Below are 17910 nucleotides of genomic sequence, written 5' to 3'. Positions count from 1 at the left end.
TCACGAGTTGCTGCGGACCAGCACCGGTTCGTGCTGCGCCGTGTGGACGTCGCGGGGAAGCAGCAGCGGGGTGGCCAGGATGAGCAGTCCTGCGACCGTGAGAGCGGTGCGTGGGCTGGTGGCGTCGGCGAGCAGCCCGGCGAGCGCGGTGAGGACGGCGATGCACGCCTGCTGGCCGATGGACCAGGCGGACAGGGTGCGGGCGACGAGGTGCTTGGGGGTGTGTTCGAGCCGGTAGGTGGCGACGACCGGGGCGTACAGGCTCATGTTGATGATGATGGCCAGTTCGACCGCCATCACGGTGACCAGGCCGACGATGCCGGGACGGATGAACGCCAGGCCGATCAGCCAGACGCAGCGCAGGGTGCCGACGGTGCGGAACACCGCCTGCTCTCCGTAGCGGGCCACCACGCGGCGGGCGAGTCGCGAGCCGATGAGTCCGCCGACGCACGGGACGGCGAAGGCGAGCCCGTACTGCCATGGCGGGAACCCGAGTTGGCGAAGGAGGAGCACGGACAGCAACGGCTCGGTGGCCATGATCAGACCGCCGACGAGCATGTTGTTGAGGTAGAGCGCCCGCAAGCCGGGATGGCCCAGGATGTGTCGCCAGCCGTCGAGCAGCGCGCCCGCCCGGGTCGGGCTCTTGCCCGTCGGTTGTGGCGCTTCCTCCCGGCCGCGAATCGCGGTGATGCCCAGCGCGGAGAACAGGTAGCTGAGCGCGTCGGCCACCACGGTGGTGACCGGCCCGAACAGCCCGATCGCCGCTCCGCCCAGCGGTGGCCCGATCGCGATGGAGCTCCAGTTCGTCGACTCGAAGCGCGCGTTGGCCACCAGCAGGTCGTCCGGCCGGACGAGGGCCTTGAGGTAGGAGCCGCTGGCCGCGTTGAAGGCGATCTTGGCGCTGGCGACGACGGCCGAGACCACGAGCAGCTGGACGAAGCTGAGCAGACCGAACGCGTAGGCGACCGGGATCGTCATCATGGCCGCGAACCGGGTCAGGTCCATCGCGATCATGACCGGGCGCTTGCGCCGGAACTCCACCCACGGCGCGAGCGGCAGCGCGATCAGCGCGCCCACGGCGGGCCCCACCGCGGACAGCGCGGACACCTCGGCGGGGCCGGCGTGCAACGCCAGCACGGCGATCAGCGGGAACGCGCCGAATCCCAGCCCGGACCCGTAGGCGCTGACCGCGTACGCCGCCCACAGCCAGCCGAACTGCCGGCCCAACGCTCGCCTGCGCAGCATGCCCAGCGCCCCCCTTGATGCCCCACTCGAACAGACGGAAGTTGACCGGTGAGAGCTAACCGAGCAACGCGCCAGCGGGTCAAACAACGATTCTGCCAGCGAGTCACAACCGTCCGTTGTCCACTAGGGTGGCTCGGCGTGGATCTCGAAGCCGTACGCACCTTCGTCGCCGCCGCGGAAGCCGGTCAGTTCCAGGAAGCCGCCGCCGGCCTGTCGATCACCCAGCAGGCCGTCTCCAAGCGCATCGCCGGGCTGGAGAAGGACCTGGATGTGCGCCTGTTCATCCGCACGGCCCGGGGCGCCCGGCTCACCATCGACGGCCAGGCGTTCCTGCCCCATGCCCGTGAACTTCTCCGGGTGGCGGAGCGGGCCGACGCGTCTGTCCGTCCCGGCCGCCGCGCCCTACGCGTCGACGTCGTCAACCGGCGGATCGCCACAGCGGGGCTGGTCCAGGACTTCTACCGCGCGCATCCCGAGATCGAACTGGACGTCGTGACGCTGGACGCCGACCTCGACGGCGCGATCGCCGCTGTCGAAGCCGGGACGATCGACGCCACCTTCCACGCGGTTCCCCCGCAGCGTCTCGTGCCGGACGCGATCAACACGGCCCGAGTGATCGACGACCGGCACCAACTGCTCGTCGGACCGCGCCACCCGCTCGCCAACGCCCGTACGGTCACGCCGGGACAACTCGCCGGACACCGCATCTGGATGCCGGGCCTGGACGCCCGCGGCGAAGTGGCCGTCTACTACTACGAACTCGCTGACGCCTTCGACCTCACCATCGACATGGTCGGCCCCGTCTTCGGGAACGAGGCACTGCTGGACGAGATCGCCGACTCGAAGGACCTGGCGACGCTGGTCGGCGAAGGCTCTCGATACCTGTGGCCGGACAGCTACGACCTGCGGCGCATCCCGATCAGTGACCCGGCGCCGGTCTATCCGATGTCACTGATCTGGCGCGACGACAACCCTCATCCCGCACTCCGCGAACTTCGCGGCTTCCTCACCTCCAGGCGAACCGCTTCGACCGACGCCGACGTCTGGACACCGACCTGGGCCCGGAAGGATCCGCCGGACAGGCCCAGGCCCTGAGGGCGATCCTCCGCCTTGCAGCTGACCGCGCCAGCCGACCCGGGCTGATCCGACGGGAATAGTCAGACAGGGCCTAGTCCACCACGCGGGTGAGCGGCGCCGTGGTTCCCATCGTGCGGGCCGAGCCGCCCGGGAGGTGGCCGGCGCGGCCACGGGCGCCGCGGGAGAGCAGCAGGTAGAGGCCTGCGGCGAAGGCGCCGGAGAGCAGGAAGCTGATGTCGATGCCGCCCGTGTACGGGAGCAGCGGGCCCTGGTAGACGGGGGTGTCGACGGCGCAGAGGCCGAGGGCGCTGCCGCCCGCCCAGGCGACGGTCGCGGCCGTGTTCCAGCCCGCGCGGTACCAGTAGATGCCGCCGCGGGTGCGCTGGTTGAGCACCTGGAGCGAGTGCTGGTCGTAGTCGCCGCGGCAGCGGAAGTGACCGATCAGGGTGATCACGGCCCAGGGGGTGCCGATCGCGGTGAGGATCAGCACGAACGAGGTGACCGCGTCCTGCGCGTTCCAGACGAAGTGGCCGAGGAAGACCAGCACGGTCGCCATCGCGGCGACCACGTAGGTGGCCTGGAGCCGGGTCGCGCGCGGCAGGATGGCGTCGAGGTCGAGGCCCATGCTGTAGAGCATCAGGCCGGTGTTACCCGCGCTGCCCATCAGGCCGTTGACCAGCAACGGCAGCAGGAACCACGCCGGGGAGCCGAGGATCAGGCTGTGTACGTAGCTGTTCCCGGCATGCGTCGCCACGGCCGTGAACGTGCCGAACAGCTGCGGGATCAGCAGGCCGAGGAAGAGCCCGAGACCGGTGGACCACAGCACCCGTCCCCGCGCGTGGCGGGTGGGCGAGACGTAGCGGGTGTAGTCGCCGAGCAGGGTGATGAACGCGATCGGCCCGCTCAGACCGGCCGCGACGACCGAGAGCAGCCAGGTCGGCCAGAAGCCGCCGAGCAGGTAGCTGCCGTGCGTCGACGGGTCGAAGTGCGGTGCGAAGGCGAAGAGTCCGGCGATCAGCAGCACGCCCATCGCCCACATCAGCAGCCGCTCCAGCTTGAGCAGCATCCGGTAGCCGAAGACGGCCGCGGTCGCGCTGAGCACGGCCAGCACCGAGTAGGTGACGATGTAGGCGGGCCCGTCGGCGGGCAGTCCCAGCATCCGGTTGAGCGAGCCGACCACGACGTCGCCGCCGACCCAGAGCGCCAGCGCGGTGTAGCCGAGCGAGAGCAGCAGACCGACCAGCGAGCCGATCAACCGCCCGCGCACCCCGAAGAACGCTCCGGAGCTGGTCGAGAGGTTGGTCGCGGTCCGCAGCGAGACCAGCGCGAGCGGCGCGGTCAGCACGATGCCCAGCGCCGTGCCGAGCACCAGCGAGGTCATGCTGCCCCAGAAGGACAGGCCGAAGGAGACCGGCAGCCAGCCGAAGACGACCACGCCGAAGGCGAGGTTGGAGCCGACCAGGATGTGGACGATGTCCTTGGGCGAGCTGGTCCGCTCGGCGTCCGGGATGGTGTCGACGCCGTACTGCTCGATCGGGCTGTGGCCGGCTTGGGCTGCTCCGTTGCCGCCCGCTCCGTCGGCGGTCGAGGTGTGCTGCATGCGAGTGCCTCTGCGCTGGGACATCCGGGGCACAGGCGACGCAGGCCCCGATAAAGGTCCTGGACATCTTTGGCGGATGAATACGCCCTGACCATGGTGAAATCAGACGAAGAACGCGTTTCGATTACTCCACTTCGGCCCAAGACGTCCGAGGCACCGGCATGTCACCCGCGTGTGGCCCGGGTGTCCGCGCCCTCGTCGGCACCCCCCTCGGCCGGTTCAGCCTCGGGTGATCCGCAGCACACCCGTCTCGGTGCCCTGGTAGAGGGTGCCGTCGGGTGCGGTCGTGCCGGTCATCTGCAGCGGGTTGTAGAGCAGGCCCAGGCCGATCGGAGTGCTGGACAGCTGGGCGCCGGTCGCGGGGTCGATCACCGCGTAGGAGTAGCGGGCGAAGGTGTCGCTGCCGACCAGGCCGGTCGGGCCGCTGACCGCGACCGTGTAGATCCGGTCGTCGGCGAGCGAGAGGCGGGGGAGTGCCGCGGAGCGGACGTCGCTGTTCCAGACCGGATGGCAGCCGTTGCCGTCGGCGTCCAGGTCCACCCGGCTCAGGCCGCCCGCGAAGTCGGCCGAGGACGGCAGGCTCGCGGGAGCGCCGGCGGGCAGGGCCGGGTACGGGTAGCCGTAGGTGTCGGTGACGAAGACGCTGTGTCCGGAGGCGATGACCGCGTCCTCGGTGCCGCTCTCCGGGAACTGCGTCAGCACCGGCGTGGTGCAGACCGGCGTCGGCCCGGCGGAGACCTTCCAGACCAGCAGGTTCTCGTGCGGGGCCGCGTTGTCGGTGATGGTCACGTAGGCGGTGCCGTCGCCGGGCCCGAAGAAGCTGGGGGTCGCTCCGGTGCCCCGACTGAGCTGGCCGGGCTTGCGACCGGGCCCCCGGTCGTAGGGGGCGCGCCACTGGATCCGAGGGGTGCCGTCCGGGGCCTCGCCGAGCAGGTAGAGGGCGTGGTCGGTGGCGACGGCGGTGTGGCCGGGGACGGTGGAGATGCTGTTCTCCACGCCCTCGCCGGTGCTGATGGTCCGCACCGCGCCCGTCGTCGTGTCGGCGGTCCCGATCACGCCGCCGGCGGTCGCGAACCAGATCCGGCCGTCCCACCCGGGGCTGAGGCCGACGATGCTGTCACCGGCCGGGATCGCGCCCGCCAGCGACGTGGACTGGTCGACCGTGAGCGTCCAGCCGCCTCCCGCCGACCGGTGGTGGCCGATGCGCAGCAGGTTGTCGTCGCCGTCGACGACCACCAGCGCGTCGGTGTTGTCCAGGTAGGCGTACACGCCGCCGAAGAGACTGCCCTTCGGCAGCGCGAGTGAGGCGAGGTCGCCCCCGGTGGACGGGTCGAGCAGGTGCACCGTCGGCGTCCGCCCGAAGATCGTGGTGCAGAGCGCGACGGGCATGCGGTCGCTGCCGATCACCACGGTCGGGCAGGCGGAGGCGAGCGCGGTCCGGGTCCAGCTGATCGGACCGATCCCGGGGCCCGGGTACGGGGTGGTGTCGCTGGAGGCGCTGTCGCCGTGCATCGTCGCGGTGCCGTCGGCCGCGGTGGCCGGGTTCTGTGGCGGCAGCGGCCCGAATCCGGTCGGGGACGACGGCGTTGCCGCGAAGGCGTTTCCGACCGCGAGGCAGAGCGCGGCGGCGGTGAAGGTGAGAGAGGTGCGCAGGCGCATGGCAGGTCCTGTTCCGTGGCTCGGCGGAAGGAAGGGACGCCAGGCGGCCGGTCGCGCAGCAGCGGACGCGGACCCGCACGCGGACCGGGGGGTCGGCGGTGGGTCGGCGGGTGGACATGCGTGAGGGCCGCTCGGCTCGGAAGGTGAGCGGCCCTCGAAGGGAGAGTGAGGTGGCGGGCCGCGTCAGCTGACGCGGCGACAACTCGTGGTGGTGGCCAGGCCATGGTCCACATGGCGGCGGCTCACCAGCAGGGTCATGCCGACACCGTAGCGGCGCGGCCGACGGCGGGACAGGGCCTGTCCGCCTGGTGGGCAGGGCCCGTGGTGCGGTCCCGCGCGATGGTCAGGCGGCCGTGCCGGGGTCCGCAGCAGACAGCAGCTCGGGGTGCTGGCGGGCGGTGACCTCCGGGTGGGCACGCACCCAGCCCTTGAGCTCGTTCCAGCCGAACTCGGCAAAGAGCGGGTTGTCCGGGTCCTCCGTCACGCCGGTGGCCTTCGCGGCGTGCGGGAAGGGGAGCGGCTCGATCCGGGCGTCCAGGCGCGGGTTGTAGAAGAACGGCGCGGAGAAGCGCTCACGCGCTCCCGGCGGGCTCACCACACGGTGGTTGGTGGCCTTGAGGTAGCCGTTGGTCGCCACCTCAAGCAGCTCGCCCAGGTTCACCACGAACGCGCCGGGGATGTGCGGCACGTCGATGAAGCCGGCCTCGGGCCCCTCCGGCGACTCCACCTGCAGCCCGCCGACGCCGTCGGTGAGCAGCAGCGTCAGGAAGCCGTAGTCCTTGTGCACGCCCACGCCCTGGTCGTCGCCGACGGGGGCGCGGCCGGGATAGCGGATCAGCTTGAGATGGCTGCGCGGATGACCGGCGAACGCCGCGTCGTAGAAGTCCGGCGGCGCGCCGATCGAGGCGAGCAGCTCGTGCAGCAGATGGTCGGCGACCGCGCTCAGCCGGGCGATCCAGCGCTGGGTGACCTCGCGCAGCTCCGGCTGTGCGCCGGGCCACTGGTTCGGGCCCTCCAGCCACCAGTACGCGGGCTCGCCCTCGGCGGGGACGTGCGGCGGCAACTCCTCGCCGATGTCCAGCTGGTCACGCCAGTCGCGGGTGCCGCGGGTCAGCTCCTTGCCGATCCGCGTGTAACCGCGGAAGTGCGGGGAGTTGCGGTTGTCCAGGGCCACCCGGTCGGCCTCGGGCAGTTCGAAGAAGGTGCGGGAGACGCGCAGCAGTTCGTCGCTCTCCTCGGGACCGATGCCGTGGCCGACGAGCTGGAAGAAGCCGACGTCGCGGGCCGCCCGGTGGAGCGCCTCGCGGTCCAGGTCGGAGAGGTCGACGACGGGGAGGTCGGTGCGGGAGAGGGAGGGGCGAGCGGTGGCGGTCATGACGGTCCTCGGGGAGTGCGCGCAGGAGGGGAGGGGACGCTGGGGTCAGGCCTCGGCACGACAGGACATGCTCGTGACGCGGACGTAGTCCACGTGGCGTCGGGAGACGAGCAGAGTCATGGAACGAGCGTAACGCCGAGCGCTTCCGCTTCCCGCTGTGGCGGAGGTGAGGAAGCCGACACTTCTCAGGGAATGTGCGGGATGCTCCCCGGTGTTCTACGGCCGACACGCCAGAACGGCATCGAAATCGAAAGGGGATGCCCGTGAATATCAACCACACACTTGCCGAGGAGTACGCCCGCGCGCAGCTCTTCTTCGACTCCAAGGCGTACAGCGACGCCGCGTTGATCCTGGCCCCGATCGTGGCCGCCGAGCCGACGCACGCCGCCGCGCGGATGCTGCTGGCCCGGTCCTACTACCACTCCGCGCAGCTGCGCCGCGCGGAGGAGGTGCTTGCGCAGGTGGTCGAGCGCGACCCGGTGGACGGCTACGCCCGTCTGTTGCTCGGCCGCACCCTGGAGCGCCAGGGCGGCCGTGCCGAGGAGGCAGCGACCCAGCTGCGCCTCGCCGAGTCGCTCGGCCAGTCGCTGATCTGAGTCCTCGTCCGTCTTCGCTCTGGGCGGACGATCCGTGCCACCACGGACTTTGACGATCTGTCAGTCCAAATTGGTCCAGACCCTTGACGCTCCTATTGGTACGTACCAATCTGATGCGGTGTCGGGTACACGACCATGCGGAGGATGCGTCATGCCACGCTCCAGACGGATCGGACTCACACTCGCGGGGGCGGCCACGGCCTTGCTCGGCCTGGCCGCCTCCCTGCTCGGCAGTCCCGCAGGCGCGGCTGCCGCGACGAACACCACCAAGGCGGCGGCCACCAGCGGCGGCATCAAGGTCGCCTACTACGACCAGTGGTCGATCTACCAGAACGCCTTCTACCCCAAGAACCTCGACACCGAAGGGATCGCGGGCAAGGTCGACTACCTCATCTACGACTTCGAGAACATCGACCCCACCAACCTGACCTGCTTCGAGAACACCAAGGCCACCGACCCGGACCCGGGTGGCGAGAGCGACCCCAACGCCGGTGACGGCGCCGAGGACGCCTTCGCCGACTACGGGAAGTCCTACGACTCCAGCATCAGCGTCGACGGCACGTCCGACGTCTACAACCAGCCGATCGTGGGCAACTTCCACCAGCTCCAGGAGCTGAAGAAGAAGTACCCGAACCTCAAGATCCTGCTGTCGATCGGCGGTTGGACCTACTCGAAGTACTTCTCCGACGTGGCCGCCACCGCGGCCTCCCGGCAGAAGTTCGTCTCGTCCTGCATCGACATGTTCATCAAGGGCAACCTGCCCGTCGAGAACGGCTACGGCGGCACCGGCACCGCGGCCGGCATCTTCAGCGGCTTCGACATCGACTGGGAGTACCCGGCCTCCAGCGGCGGCCACCTCGGCAACCACTACTCGCCGAACGACACCGCCGACTACACCGCGCTGCTGGCCGAGTTCCGCAACGAGCTGAACGCCCAGGGTGCCGCCGACGGCCACACTTACGCGCTCTCGGCCGCGCTGCCGTCCGGTCAGGACAAGATCAGCCTGATCCAGACCAACCAGATCGCCCAGTACCTGACCTTCGGCGACGTCATGTCGTACGACATGTACGGCGCGTGGAACGCCACCGGGCCGACGGACGAGCAGGACCCGCTCTACGCCAACCCCAACTCGCCCGAGTCCAAGGTCGCCCCCGGCAACGAGACGTACAGCGTCGACAACGCCATCAAGGCCTGGACCGTCGGGGATTCGCAGTACGGGATACCAGGCGGCTTCCCGGCGAACAAACTCACTATCGGCCTGCCGTTCTACTATCGCGGCTGGACCGGGGTACCGGCGGGGAGCAACCACGGTCTCTATCAGACCGCGACGGGCGCGTCGGCGGGGCAGACCGACTCCGGCAACGTGCCAGGCGTGGCCATGTACAAGGAGTTGACCGGGACGGTCGACAATCCGGCCGACACCTACTGGGATCCCGTCACCGACTCCGCGTACTTCTACGACGGGACCAACTTCTACGGCGGTGAGTCCGCGCAGTCGATCCAGACCAGGGCCGACTACGCGCACTGCAACGGCCTCGCCGGCTTCATGATGTTCTCGCTCTACGACCTCGATCCCGCGACCACGCTCTTCAACGACGCGGTCAACGACATCAACGGGTCGGCGAGCACCTGCCCGACGCCGCCCACGGGCAGCCCGACTGCCTCGGTGTCGTCCAGCGCGAGCGGCTCGCCGTCCGCGTCCCCCTCCACTTCTCCCTCGACCTCGACCTCGCCGTCGACGTCACCGTCCACCTCGCCCTCGTCCAGCCCGACCGGGTCCGGCGGCTCGGGTGCGCTGGTCAACGGCGGGTTCGAGAGCGGCAGCCTGAGCCCGTGGACCTGCCAGTCCGGCAGCAAGGTGGTGACCACACCCACACACAGCGGCTCGCACGCGCTCCAGGTGACGCCCAGCTCGTCGACCACGGGTGAGTGCGACCAGACGGTCACCCTCCAGCCCGACACCAGCTACACGCTGTCCGGCTGGGTCCAGGGGAACTACGCGTACGTCGGCGTGAGCGGGGGCGCGACGGCCAGCACCTGGTCCAGCAACAGCGGCTGGAACCAGCTGAACGTGCCGTTCACCACCGGCTCCAGCGGCACGGTGACGGTCTACGTCCACGGCTGGTACGGCCAGGGCAACGTCTTCGCCGACGACCTCGCCCTGAGCTGAGCCGTCGACCTCTCAGGGGTGGGTCATCCGCAGCACGTCCAGGGCCTCGTCCAACTGCTGCTCGGTGATCCGCCCCTCCGCCACATGGCCGCGTTCGAGCACGACCTGACGGATCGTCTTGCGCTCCGCCAGGGCCTGCTTGGCGATCTTCGCGGCCTCCTCGTAACCGAGGTAGCGGTTGAGCGGCGTCACCACCGAGGGCGAGGACTCCGCGTACTCGCGGAGCCGCTCGGTGTTGGCGGTGATGCCGTCGACCGTCCGGTCAGCCAGCAGTCGGGCGACGGCGGCCAGCAGCCGCACCGACTCCAGCACGTTGCGGGCGATCACCGGCAGCATCACGTTCAGCTCGAAACTGCCGCTCGCGCCCGCGATCGCGACGGTGGTGTCGTTGCCGGCCACCTGGGCGGCGACCATCAGCGTCGCCTCCGGGATCACCGGGTTGACCTTGCCCGGCATGATCGACGAACCCGGCTGGAGGTCGGGCAGGTTGATCTCACCCAGCCCCGTACGCGGCCCGGAACCCATCCAGCGCAGGTCGTTGGAGATCTTCGTGAACCCGACGGCGATGGTCCGAAGCTGACCGCTCAGCTCCACCAGCCCGTCCCGGGCGCCCTGCGCCTCGAAGTGGTCCCGCGCCTCGGTCAGCGGCAGCCCGGTGGCGCGCGCCACCTCCTCGATCACGGCGGCGGAGAAGCCGGGCGGGGTGTTGATGCCCGTCCCGACCGCGGTCCCGCCGAGCGGCAGCTCGGCCACCCGCGGCAGCGTCGCCCGCAGCCGCTCCACCCCGTACCGGACCTGGGCGGCGTAACCGCCGAACTCCTGGCCGAGGGTGACCGGCGTGGCGTCCATCAGGTGCGTCCGGCCCGACTTCACCGTCACCGCGAACTCCTCCGCCTTGCGCGCGAGCGCGTCGGCGAGGTGGTTGAGCGCGGGGATCAGCTCGTGGGCGACCGCCGCGGTGGCGGCGATGTGGATCGAGCTGGGGAAGACGTCGTTGGACGACTGACTGGCGTTGACCTGGTCGTTGGGGTGGACCGGACGTCCCAGCCGCTCGCTCGCGAGCGTCGCGATCACCTCGTTGGCGTTCATGTTCGACGACGTCCCGGACCCGGTCTGGAAGACATCGATCGGGAACTCCGCGTCCCAGCGCCCCTCCTCGACCTCCTCGGCCGCCGCGCGGATCGCCTCCGCGGTCTCCGCGTCCAGCACCCCGAGCTTCGCGTTCACCGCCGCGGCCGCAGCCTTGATCTGCGCCAGCGCCGCAATGTGCGCCCGCTCCAGCCGCTGCCCGGAGATCGGGAAGTTCTCCACCGCCCGCTGCGTCTGCGCCCGCCACTTCGCCTCGGCGGGAACGCGCACCTCGCCCATCGAGTCGTGCTCGATCCGGAAGTCGTCCATATCCCGCTCAGCGTCCCAGCACGGGACGTTGTTCCCGCCCCGGACACGCCGCTGCGGTCAGCGAACCCAGTCCTTGAGCGGCTCGGTGTCGAGCTCGAACCCCACGGGCTCAGGGAGATCGACCCGCTTGCCGAACGGGCGGCGGTGGACGGTCTCGTAGCGGGTGCCGTCCGGGTCGGAATGGACGACGACCTCGCAGCTGTCCCGGTCGATCAGCAGGTAGACGGGGATGCGCGCCTCGGCGTAGGCACGGGGTTTCTCGATGCGGTCGCGCCGGTCCGTGTCCGTGTCGTAGGACGTCACCTCGGCGACGAGAAGCACCCCGTCGGTGGCGGCCCACTCGCCCTGACCCGCGATGGACGGAGCAAGGACGCCGTCGGGCCGGGCGAAGCCGTTCCGATGGCCTCGGATGCGCAGCCCCTGCTCAGGGAAGAGATAAAGCTCGGGTCGCGCTTGGATGCAGATCCGAAGCAGCCACTGGATGATCATGGCATGGTCGCCGTCGGGCACGGGCTTCTCGCACAGCCTGCCGTCGATGAACTCAAGACTGACGTCCTCGCGGGCCGCGACGCGCGCGATCTCCTCGAAGGCGTCGACGGGCAGCCGTGAGGCAGCATGGTCCGACTCGCGCTCGTGCAGGACGGTCATCCGCCAACCTCCTTCGCCACCAGAAACGCTACCGCAGCGGTACGACAGAAGGCCCCCGCAGTGTGCGAGGGCCTCCTGACGAGTGAACAGCCTGGCCGTCAGGCCTTCGGTCCGACCGGGATGTTGGTGATCAGCGGCTGGACCGGGCCCGGGTCGGTGAAGAAGTCGTTGCCCTTGACACCTGTGCCGATGGCCGGTCTCGCATTGCTCGGCCCCTGGGGGCCTCTCAAGCTTCGACCGGCTGCGCCGGACTCCGTCCGTCGGCCTGCCTGGTGGCTCTAGGCACCCGCGCGGACCTGGATGGAGGTGAAGGTCGGCGTCGGTTCCGGCGAAGCAAAGAAGTCGTTCCCCTTGTCATCGACCACGATGAACGCCGGGAAGTCCTCGACCTCGATGCGCCAGACGGCCTCCATGCCGAGCTCGGCGTACTCCAGGACCTCGACCTTCTTGATGCAGTCCTGGGCGAGGCGCGCCGCCGGGCCGCCGATGGAGCCGAGGTAGAAGCCGCCGTGCTTGGCGCAGGCGTCGGTGACCTGCTGGGAGCGGTTGCCCTTGGCCAGCATGACCATGGAGCCGCCCGCCGCCTGGAACTGGTCGACGTAGGAGTCCATCCGGCCGGCCGTGGTCGGGCCGAACGAGCCGGAGGCGTAGCCCTCGGGGGTCTTGGCCGGGCCCGCGTAGTAGACCGGGTGGTTCTTCAGGTACTCCGGCATGCCGTCGCCGGCGTCCAGGCGCTCCTTGAGCTTGGCGTGCGCGATGTCGCGCGCCACGACCAGGGTGCCGGTCAGCGACAGGCGGGTCTTGACCGGGTGCTTGCTCAGCTCGGTGCGGATGTCGGCCATCGGCCGGTTGAGGTCGATCTTCACCACGTCGTCGGACAGGTGCTCGTCCGTGGTGTCCGGCAGGAAGCGGGCCGGGTCGCGCTCCAGCTGCTCCAGGAAGACGCCCTCGGCGGTGATCTTCGCCTGCGCCTGGCGGTCGGCCGAGCAGGAGACCGCGATGGCCACCGGGCAGGACGCGCCGTGACGCGGCAGCCGGACCACGCGCACGTCGTGGCAGAAGTACTTGCCGCCGAACTGCGCGCCGATGCCCAGCTTCTGGGTCAGCTCGAAGACCTTCTGCTCCAGCTCGACGTCACGGAAGCCGTGGCCGGTCGCTGAGCCCTCGGTCGGGAGCGTGTCCAGGTAGTGCGCGGAGGCGTACTTCGCGGTCTTCAGCGCGTACTCGGCGCTGGTGCCGCCGACGACGATGGCCAGGTGGTACGGCGGGCAGGCGGCCGTGCCGAGGGAGCGAATCTTCTGCTCCAGGAAGGCCATCATCGAGGCCTCGTTCAGGACCGCCTTGGTCTCCTGGAAGAGGAACGACTTGTTGGCCGAGCCGCCGCCCTTGGCCATGAAGAGGAACTTGTACGCGTCGCCGTCGGTCGCGTAGAGCTCGATCTGCGCCGGCAGGTTGGAGCCCGTGTTCTTCTCGTCCCACATGGTCAGCGGGGCCATCTGCGAGTAGCGCAGGTTCAGCTTGGTGTACGCGTCGTACACGCCGCGCGACAGCGCCTCCTCGTCACCGCCCTCCGTCAGGACGCCCTGGCCGCGCTTGCCCATGACGATCGCCGTGCCGGTGTCCTGGCACATCGGCAGCACGCCGGCCGCGGCGATGTTGGCGTTCTTCAGCAGGTCCAGCGCGACGAACTTGTCGTTCGGGCTGGCCTCCGGGTCGTCCAGGATCCGGCGCAGCTGGGCCAGGTGGGCCGGGCGCAGGTAGTGGGAGATGTCGTGCATGGCCTCGGCGGCCAGCAGCCGCAGGGCCTCCGGCTCGACCTGGAGGAAGGTGCGCCCGTTCGCCTCGAAGGTGCTGACGCCCTCGGAGGTGATCAGGCGGTAGGGGGTCTCGTCCTTCCCCAACGGCAGCAGGTCGGTGTAGGCGAACTCGGGCATCAGCGGACAATCCTCACGGTCAGGCGTCGTCGTCGGCGCGCCCTCCAGGGTATCGAGCGGTGCGCGGAAGCCGTCGGGCGGTGCGGGGGAGGTGCCCCGGATCACAGCAGAGGGCCGAGTCACTGGTCCCGGTCCGCGTCCGCTGACTATTCTCGGCGCGTGGACAACTCCTCGTCTTCGTCGTCCCATCAGCCGCCCGAGTCGGGATCGGAGCGCCTGCCGCAGGCGAAGCCGTCCTTCGACAAGCCGCAGCCCGTGGCCAAGCCCGCCGCCAGGCCGTACGCCGACCCCGCCGGGCCGGACGACCTGCGCGCCTCCGACGCCGACCGCGAGCGCGTCGCCGAGGCGCTGCGCGACGCGTACGCCGAGGGCCGTCTCGACGCGGAGGAGCACGCGGAGCGGCTGGAGGCCGCCTACGCGGCGAAGACCATGGGCGAGCTGGTCCCGCTCACCAAGGACCTCCCGGTCTCCGGTCGGCCGACCCCGACCCCGGCTCCCGCTCCGGCCCAGCCGCAGCCCGAGCCGTTCGTGGGGACGACGACGGACCACGCGATCGCGGTCTTCGGCGGCGCCCAGCGCAAGGGCCGCTTCCGCACGCGTGGGCTGCTCACGGCGGTCGCCGTCTTCGGCGGCGTGGAGATCGATCTCTCGGACGCGGTCATCGAGGGCCCCGAGCTGGTGATCAACGCCTGGACGGTCTTCGGCGGCATCGACATCACCGTCCCGGCCACCGCGAGCGTCCGCGGCGGGGGAGTGGCCGTCTTCGGCGGCTTCGACGTCCAGGAGGAGGAGTCGCAGACCCCCGGCGGGCCGGTGGTGACGATCCGCGGCGGCGCGATCTTCGGCGGGGTCTCCGCACGGCACAAGAAGCCCAAGCTGAAGGACCGGCTGCGGAAGCAACTGGGATCGGACTGATCCGGCGAGGGCGCTGACACGGCCAGGGCGCTGACCCGACGGGAGTCGCGGGTGCCAACGGCCTACGGACGGTCCCCCGTCGGGGTGGCTGCGCGGGTGTCCTGCGCGGGTTTCCGTCGAGGGCGCGCAGACCGTGGGCTATGACGCATACCCGTACCCGGACCGCGCTGCTCTGCGCCTCCACCCTGATCCTCGCCCAGGCCCCGCTCCTCGCGGGGGCCGCCGCGCCCGCCACCGCCGTCGACCGCGCCGGGTCCGACCGCGCCGGTCACTGCGTCTCCTCGCCCGGCCCCGTTCGGGGCCGGGCCCGCGCCGTCCTCGACCTCGTCCGGCAGCAGCGGCGCGCCCTGGATCTCCGTGCCGTCGTCGTCCGGGTGACCGATCACGGGCGGGACGTGTGGACCGGCGCGCTCGGGCCGTCGATGACCGAGGTGCCGGCCCGCCCGGACATGCGCTTCCGGACAGGTTCCGTGGGCATCGCCTACATGGGCACGATCCTGCTCCAGCTGGTGGACGAGAAGAAGGTCGGCCTGGACGACCCCATCGCGCGCTGGCTCCCGGACGTCCCGTACGCGAAGCAGATCACGCTGCGGCAGCTCGCCGACAGCACCACCGGCTTCCGCGACTACGTGACCGACCCGACGTTCCTGGCCGAGCTGGAGGCCCACCCGTTCAAGCAGTGGACGCCCGCCGAGCTCGCGGCCTTCCCGTTCCGCTTCCGCGACAAGCTGCTCTACAAGCCCGGGACCGACTTCAGCTACTCGCACCTCAATTTCGTGCTGATGGGCGCCGCGTTGGAGCGGATCACCCACACCCGCCTCGACCGGCTGCTGGAACAGCGGATCTACCGCCCCTTCAAGCTGCACGCGACCTCGAACAGCTACACCCCGGACATCCCGACGCCGGTGCTGCACGCGTTCACCTCGGAGCGCGGCAAGTACGAGGAGTCGACGTTCTGGAACCCCTCGTGGACCACCGCGCCGGGCGCCGTGATCACCCAGGACATCTGCGACCTGGCCCGCTCGGCCGTCGGGATCGGTTCGGGACAGACGCTGTCCGCCCGCGGCTACAAGACGCTCCTCAACCCGGGCACGGTCGGCCTCGGCAAGCCGACCAAGAAGTGCCCGGCGACGGTCTGCATGCCGCAGACCGAGGCCATCCACTTCGGGCTGTCCACGCTGGTGGTGAACGGATGGGTGCTGTCGAACCCGTCGTTCTCCGGTTATGCGGCGATCCAGGCCTACCTGCCGAACAAGGGGATCGCGATCGCGGTGTCGGTCACCAACTCGCCGAAGACGAACCAGAACGTGAACCAGGCGGACACGATCGCCACCGCACTCTCCCACCTGCTGGTTCCCAACCAGCCGCTGGCCTGATCGCGTCCGTGCTTGAGCGGACAGGAATATGACGCGACGTCATGGTTCGTGGGAATTCTGGTCAGCTTCCGGTGAGTACGACGATCCGGCGATCGGATTGTGTGGCGGGTGCATGAATCGGTTCGCACCGGGGTAGATCCCGGTGCACATCGGCTCGCCGCGATTGACGACAGGCGAGCGCGTACCCTCCCCCGGCCCGTCGTCAGGAGTGCGCTGTGCTGCATCCGATCGAAGCCAGTCAGGTGGGCCTCCGCCCCCGTGTCCCCGCACAGCGTGGCGGTCCGGATGCGGAGGACAACCCCTGGCACACGGGTGCCGCCTGCCGACGTGACGAGGCGGGTCTGTTCTTCGCCCCCTCCAAGGAGCCGACCGCCGCGCGGCTCGCACGCGAGGAGCAGGCGAAGCGCGTCTGCGCCCGCTGCCCGGTGCTGCTGGCGTGCCGGGACCACGCGCTGCTGCTGCCCGAGCCCTACGGCGTCTGGGGCGGCCTGACCGCGGCGGAGCGCCGCGTCGTCCTGGCCCGCCGTCGCCGCCACGACCAGGAGCAGGACCTGCGGATCGCGGGCTGAGCCGACCGGACTCGTGGGACCCAACGGTCGACGGAACGGTCGACGCGACGGCCGACTGAACGGTCGACGGAACGGCTGAGGGGCGCGAGGAACGGCGTCGGCGTTTCGCCTCGTTCCTCGCGCCCCTCGGGCGCTTCGGTCGGCCTTCGGCAGGCGGCCCTGGCGGGCAGCCCTCAACCGATGGCCTTCAGTTGGCGCGGTCGAAGTCCACCGCGCTGTAGGCCCGCAGCTTCGACAGCTTGTGCTCGCTGTCGATCTGGCGGATCGTGCCGCTCTTCGAACGCATGACCAGCGAGCTGGTCGTGGCCGTCTCGGAGCGGTAGCGCACGCCGCGGAGCAGCTCGCCGTCGGTGATTCCGGTCGCGACGAAGAACACGTTGTCGCCGCTGACCAGGTCGTCCGTCGACAGCACACGGTCCAGGTCGTGCCCGGCGTCCAGCGCCTTCTGCCGCTCGGCCTCGTCCTTCGGCCAGAGCTTGCCCTGGATCACGCCGCCCAGGCACTTTATGGCGCAGGCGGTGATGATGCCCTCGGGCGTCCCGCCGACGCCGAGCAGCAGGTCGACGCCGGTGCCCTCGCGGACAGCCATGATCGCGCCTGCGACGTCGCCGTCGGAGATGAACTTGATCCGGGCGCCCGCTTCGCGGATCTCCTGCGCCAGCTTCTCGTGGCGCGGGCGGTCCAGCAGGACGACGGTGACGTCCTCCGGGGCGGTGCCCTTGGCGCGGGCGACCGCCTGGATGTTGTGCGCGACCGGGGCGTTGATGTCGACCAGGCCCGCCGCTTCCGGACCCGCGACGAGCTTGTCCATGTAGAAGACGGCGCTCGGGTCGAACATCGTGCCGCGGTCCGCGACAGCGAGCACTGCGATGGCGTTGGGCATGCCCTTCGCCGTCAGGGTGGTCCCGTCGATCGGGTCCACGGCGACGTCGCACTCCGCACCGGTGCCGTCGCCGATCCGCTCGCCGTTGAAGAGCATGGGAGCCTCGTCCTTCTCCCCTTCACCGATGACGACGACGCCGTTCATCGAGACGGTGTGGACGAGGGTGCGCATGGCACGGACGGCGGCGCCGTCCGCTCCGTTCTTGTCGCCCTTGCCGACCCAGCGACCGGCAGCCATGGCGGCTGCTTCGGTGACGCGGACCAGTTCAAGGGCGAGGTTGCGGTCGGGTGCCTCGGGGGCAACCTCCAGAGACGAGGGCAGGCGATGCGAATGCTGATCGGTCATCGATGTTTTCGTACCTCTCTGTACGCCGACGGCCGGAATGAGGGTGCTGCGATCGTATCTTCGACCTGGGCGAATGTCTGTGGCGCCCGGCACGTGCGCCTGCCAGTGCAGCCTCGCACA

Annotated in this window: 15 protein-coding genes; 6 read left to right on the top strand and 9 right to left on the bottom strand. The window is 70.2% G+C overall.

Annotated features, from left to right (window positions below; all coding sequences use genetic code 11):
* Nucleotides 1-1245 (bottom strand): MFS transporter, encoded by a 1245-nt coding sequence (locus ABH928_RS02210; protein ID WP_370061296.1) that lies wholly within the window; start codon nt 1243-1245, stop codon nt 1-3.
* A gap of 138 nt (nt 1246-1383) precedes the next feature.
* Between ABH928_RS02210 and ABH928_RS02205 the strand changes: the two genes are divergently transcribed.
* Nucleotides 1384-2340, top strand: coding sequence for a LysR family transcriptional regulator (locus tag ABH928_RS02205; RefSeq protein ID WP_370061294.1), 957 nt, complete (start codon nt 1384-1386; stop codon nt 2338-2340).
* A 73-nt stretch (nt 2341-2413) separates the two neighbouring features.
* Here the strand turns inward: ABH928_RS02205 and ABH928_RS02200 are convergent, their stop codons facing one another.
* From ABH928_RS02200 to ABH928_RS02190, 3 genes are all read right to left on the bottom strand, one after another.
* Nucleotides 2414-3922 (bottom strand): cytosine permease, encoded by a 1509-nt coding sequence (locus ABH928_RS02200; RefSeq protein ID WP_370061292.1) that lies wholly within the window; start codon nt 3920-3922, stop codon nt 2414-2416.
* Nucleotides 3923-4141: 219 nt separating this feature from the next.
* On the bottom strand, nt 4142-5581 hold the full coding sequence (locus ABH928_RS02195) for a hypothetical protein (protein ID WP_370061290.1): 1440 nt from the start codon (nt 5579-5581) through the stop codon (nt 4142-4144).
* A 343-nt stretch (nt 5582-5924) separates the two neighbouring features.
* Complete coding sequence (locus ABH928_RS02190) at nt 5925-6956, bottom strand: isopenicillin N synthase family dioxygenase (RefSeq protein WP_370061288.1); 1032 nt, start codon at nt 6954-6956, stop codon at nt 5925-5927.
* A gap of 257 nt (nt 6957-7213) precedes the next feature.
* On the opposite strand from ABH928_RS02190, the gene ABH928_RS02185 reads away from it, so the two are divergent.
* On the top strand, nt 7214-7552 hold the full coding sequence (locus ABH928_RS02185) for a tetratricopeptide repeat protein (RefSeq protein WP_370061286.1): 339 nt from the start codon (nt 7214-7216) through the stop codon (nt 7550-7552).
* A gap of 151 nt (nt 7553-7703) precedes the next feature.
* Nucleotides 7704-9722 (top strand): glycosyl hydrolase family 18 protein, encoded by a 2019-nt coding sequence (locus ABH928_RS02180; protein WP_370061284.1) that lies wholly within the window; start codon nt 7704-7706, stop codon nt 9720-9722.
* Between the two features lie 12 nt (nt 9723-9734).
* On the opposite strand, the gene ABH928_RS02175 is transcribed toward ABH928_RS02180, so the two are convergent.
* The 4 genes from ABH928_RS02175 to ABH928_RS02160 all read right to left on the bottom strand — a co-directional run bounded on the left by ABH928_RS02175 (nt 9735) and on the right by ABH928_RS02160 (nt 13702).
* Nucleotides 9735-11120, bottom strand: coding sequence for a class II fumarate hydratase (locus ABH928_RS02175; protein ID WP_370061282.1), 1386 nt, complete (start codon nt 11118-11120; stop codon nt 9735-9737).
* Nucleotides 11121-11177: 57 nt separating this feature from the next.
* Nucleotides 11178-11768: a Uma2 family endonuclease gene (locus ABH928_RS02170; RefSeq protein ID WP_370061280.1), complete on the bottom strand. Its 591-nt coding sequence runs from the start codon at nt 11766-11768 to the stop codon at nt 11178-11180.
* Nucleotides 11769-11866: 98 nt separating this feature from the next.
* A complete protein-coding gene (locus ABH928_RS02165) occupies nt 11867-11998 on the bottom strand; it encodes a hypothetical protein (RefSeq protein ID WP_370061278.1) in 132 nt (43 codons plus the stop codon).
* Between the two features lie 48 nt (nt 11999-12046).
* A complete protein-coding gene (locus ABH928_RS02160) occupies nt 12047-13702 on the bottom strand; it encodes a fumarate hydratase (protein WP_370061276.1) in 1656 nt (551 codons plus the stop codon).
* Between the two features lie 159 nt (nt 13703-13861).
* Between ABH928_RS02160 and ABH928_RS02155 the strand changes: the two genes are divergently transcribed.
* The 3 genes from ABH928_RS02155 (at nt 13862) to ABH928_RS02145 (ending at nt 16562) form a co-directional block, all read left to right on the top strand.
* Nucleotides 13862-14617 (top strand): DUF1707 domain-containing protein, encoded by a 756-nt coding sequence (locus ABH928_RS02155; RefSeq protein WP_370061274.1) that lies wholly within the window; start codon nt 13862-13864, stop codon nt 14615-14617.
* 140 nt (nt 14618-14757) lie between these two features.
* Nucleotides 14758-15993 carry a serine hydrolase domain-containing protein gene (locus tag ABH928_RS02150; RefSeq protein WP_370061272.1) on the top strand — a complete coding sequence of 412 codons (1236 nt, stop codon included), beginning with the start codon at nt 14758-14760 and terminating at the stop codon, nt 15991-15993.
* Between the two features lie 215 nt (nt 15994-16208).
* Complete coding sequence (locus tag ABH928_RS02145) at nt 16209-16562, top strand: WhiB family transcriptional regulator (RefSeq protein ID WP_370061269.1); 354 nt, start codon at nt 16209-16211, stop codon at nt 16560-16562.
* A 187-nt stretch (nt 16563-16749) separates the two neighbouring features.
* On the opposite strand, the gene glpX is transcribed toward ABH928_RS02145, so the two are convergent.
* Nucleotides 16750-17790: a class II fructose-bisphosphatase gene (gene glpX, locus ABH928_RS02140; protein WP_370061267.1), complete on the bottom strand. Its 1041-nt coding sequence runs from the start codon at nt 17788-17790 to the stop codon at nt 16750-16752.
* Between the last annotated feature and the right edge of the window lie 120 nt (nt 17791-17910).

It is taken from the genome of Streptacidiphilus sp. MAP5-3, assembly GCF_041262505.1.
Taxonomy (GTDB): Bacteria; Actinomycetota; Actinomycetes; order Streptomycetales; family Streptomycetaceae; genus Streptacidiphilus.
The sequence above is the reverse complement of the archived record's forward strand: the minus strand, read 5'-3'. Positions and strand labels throughout refer to the sequence as shown.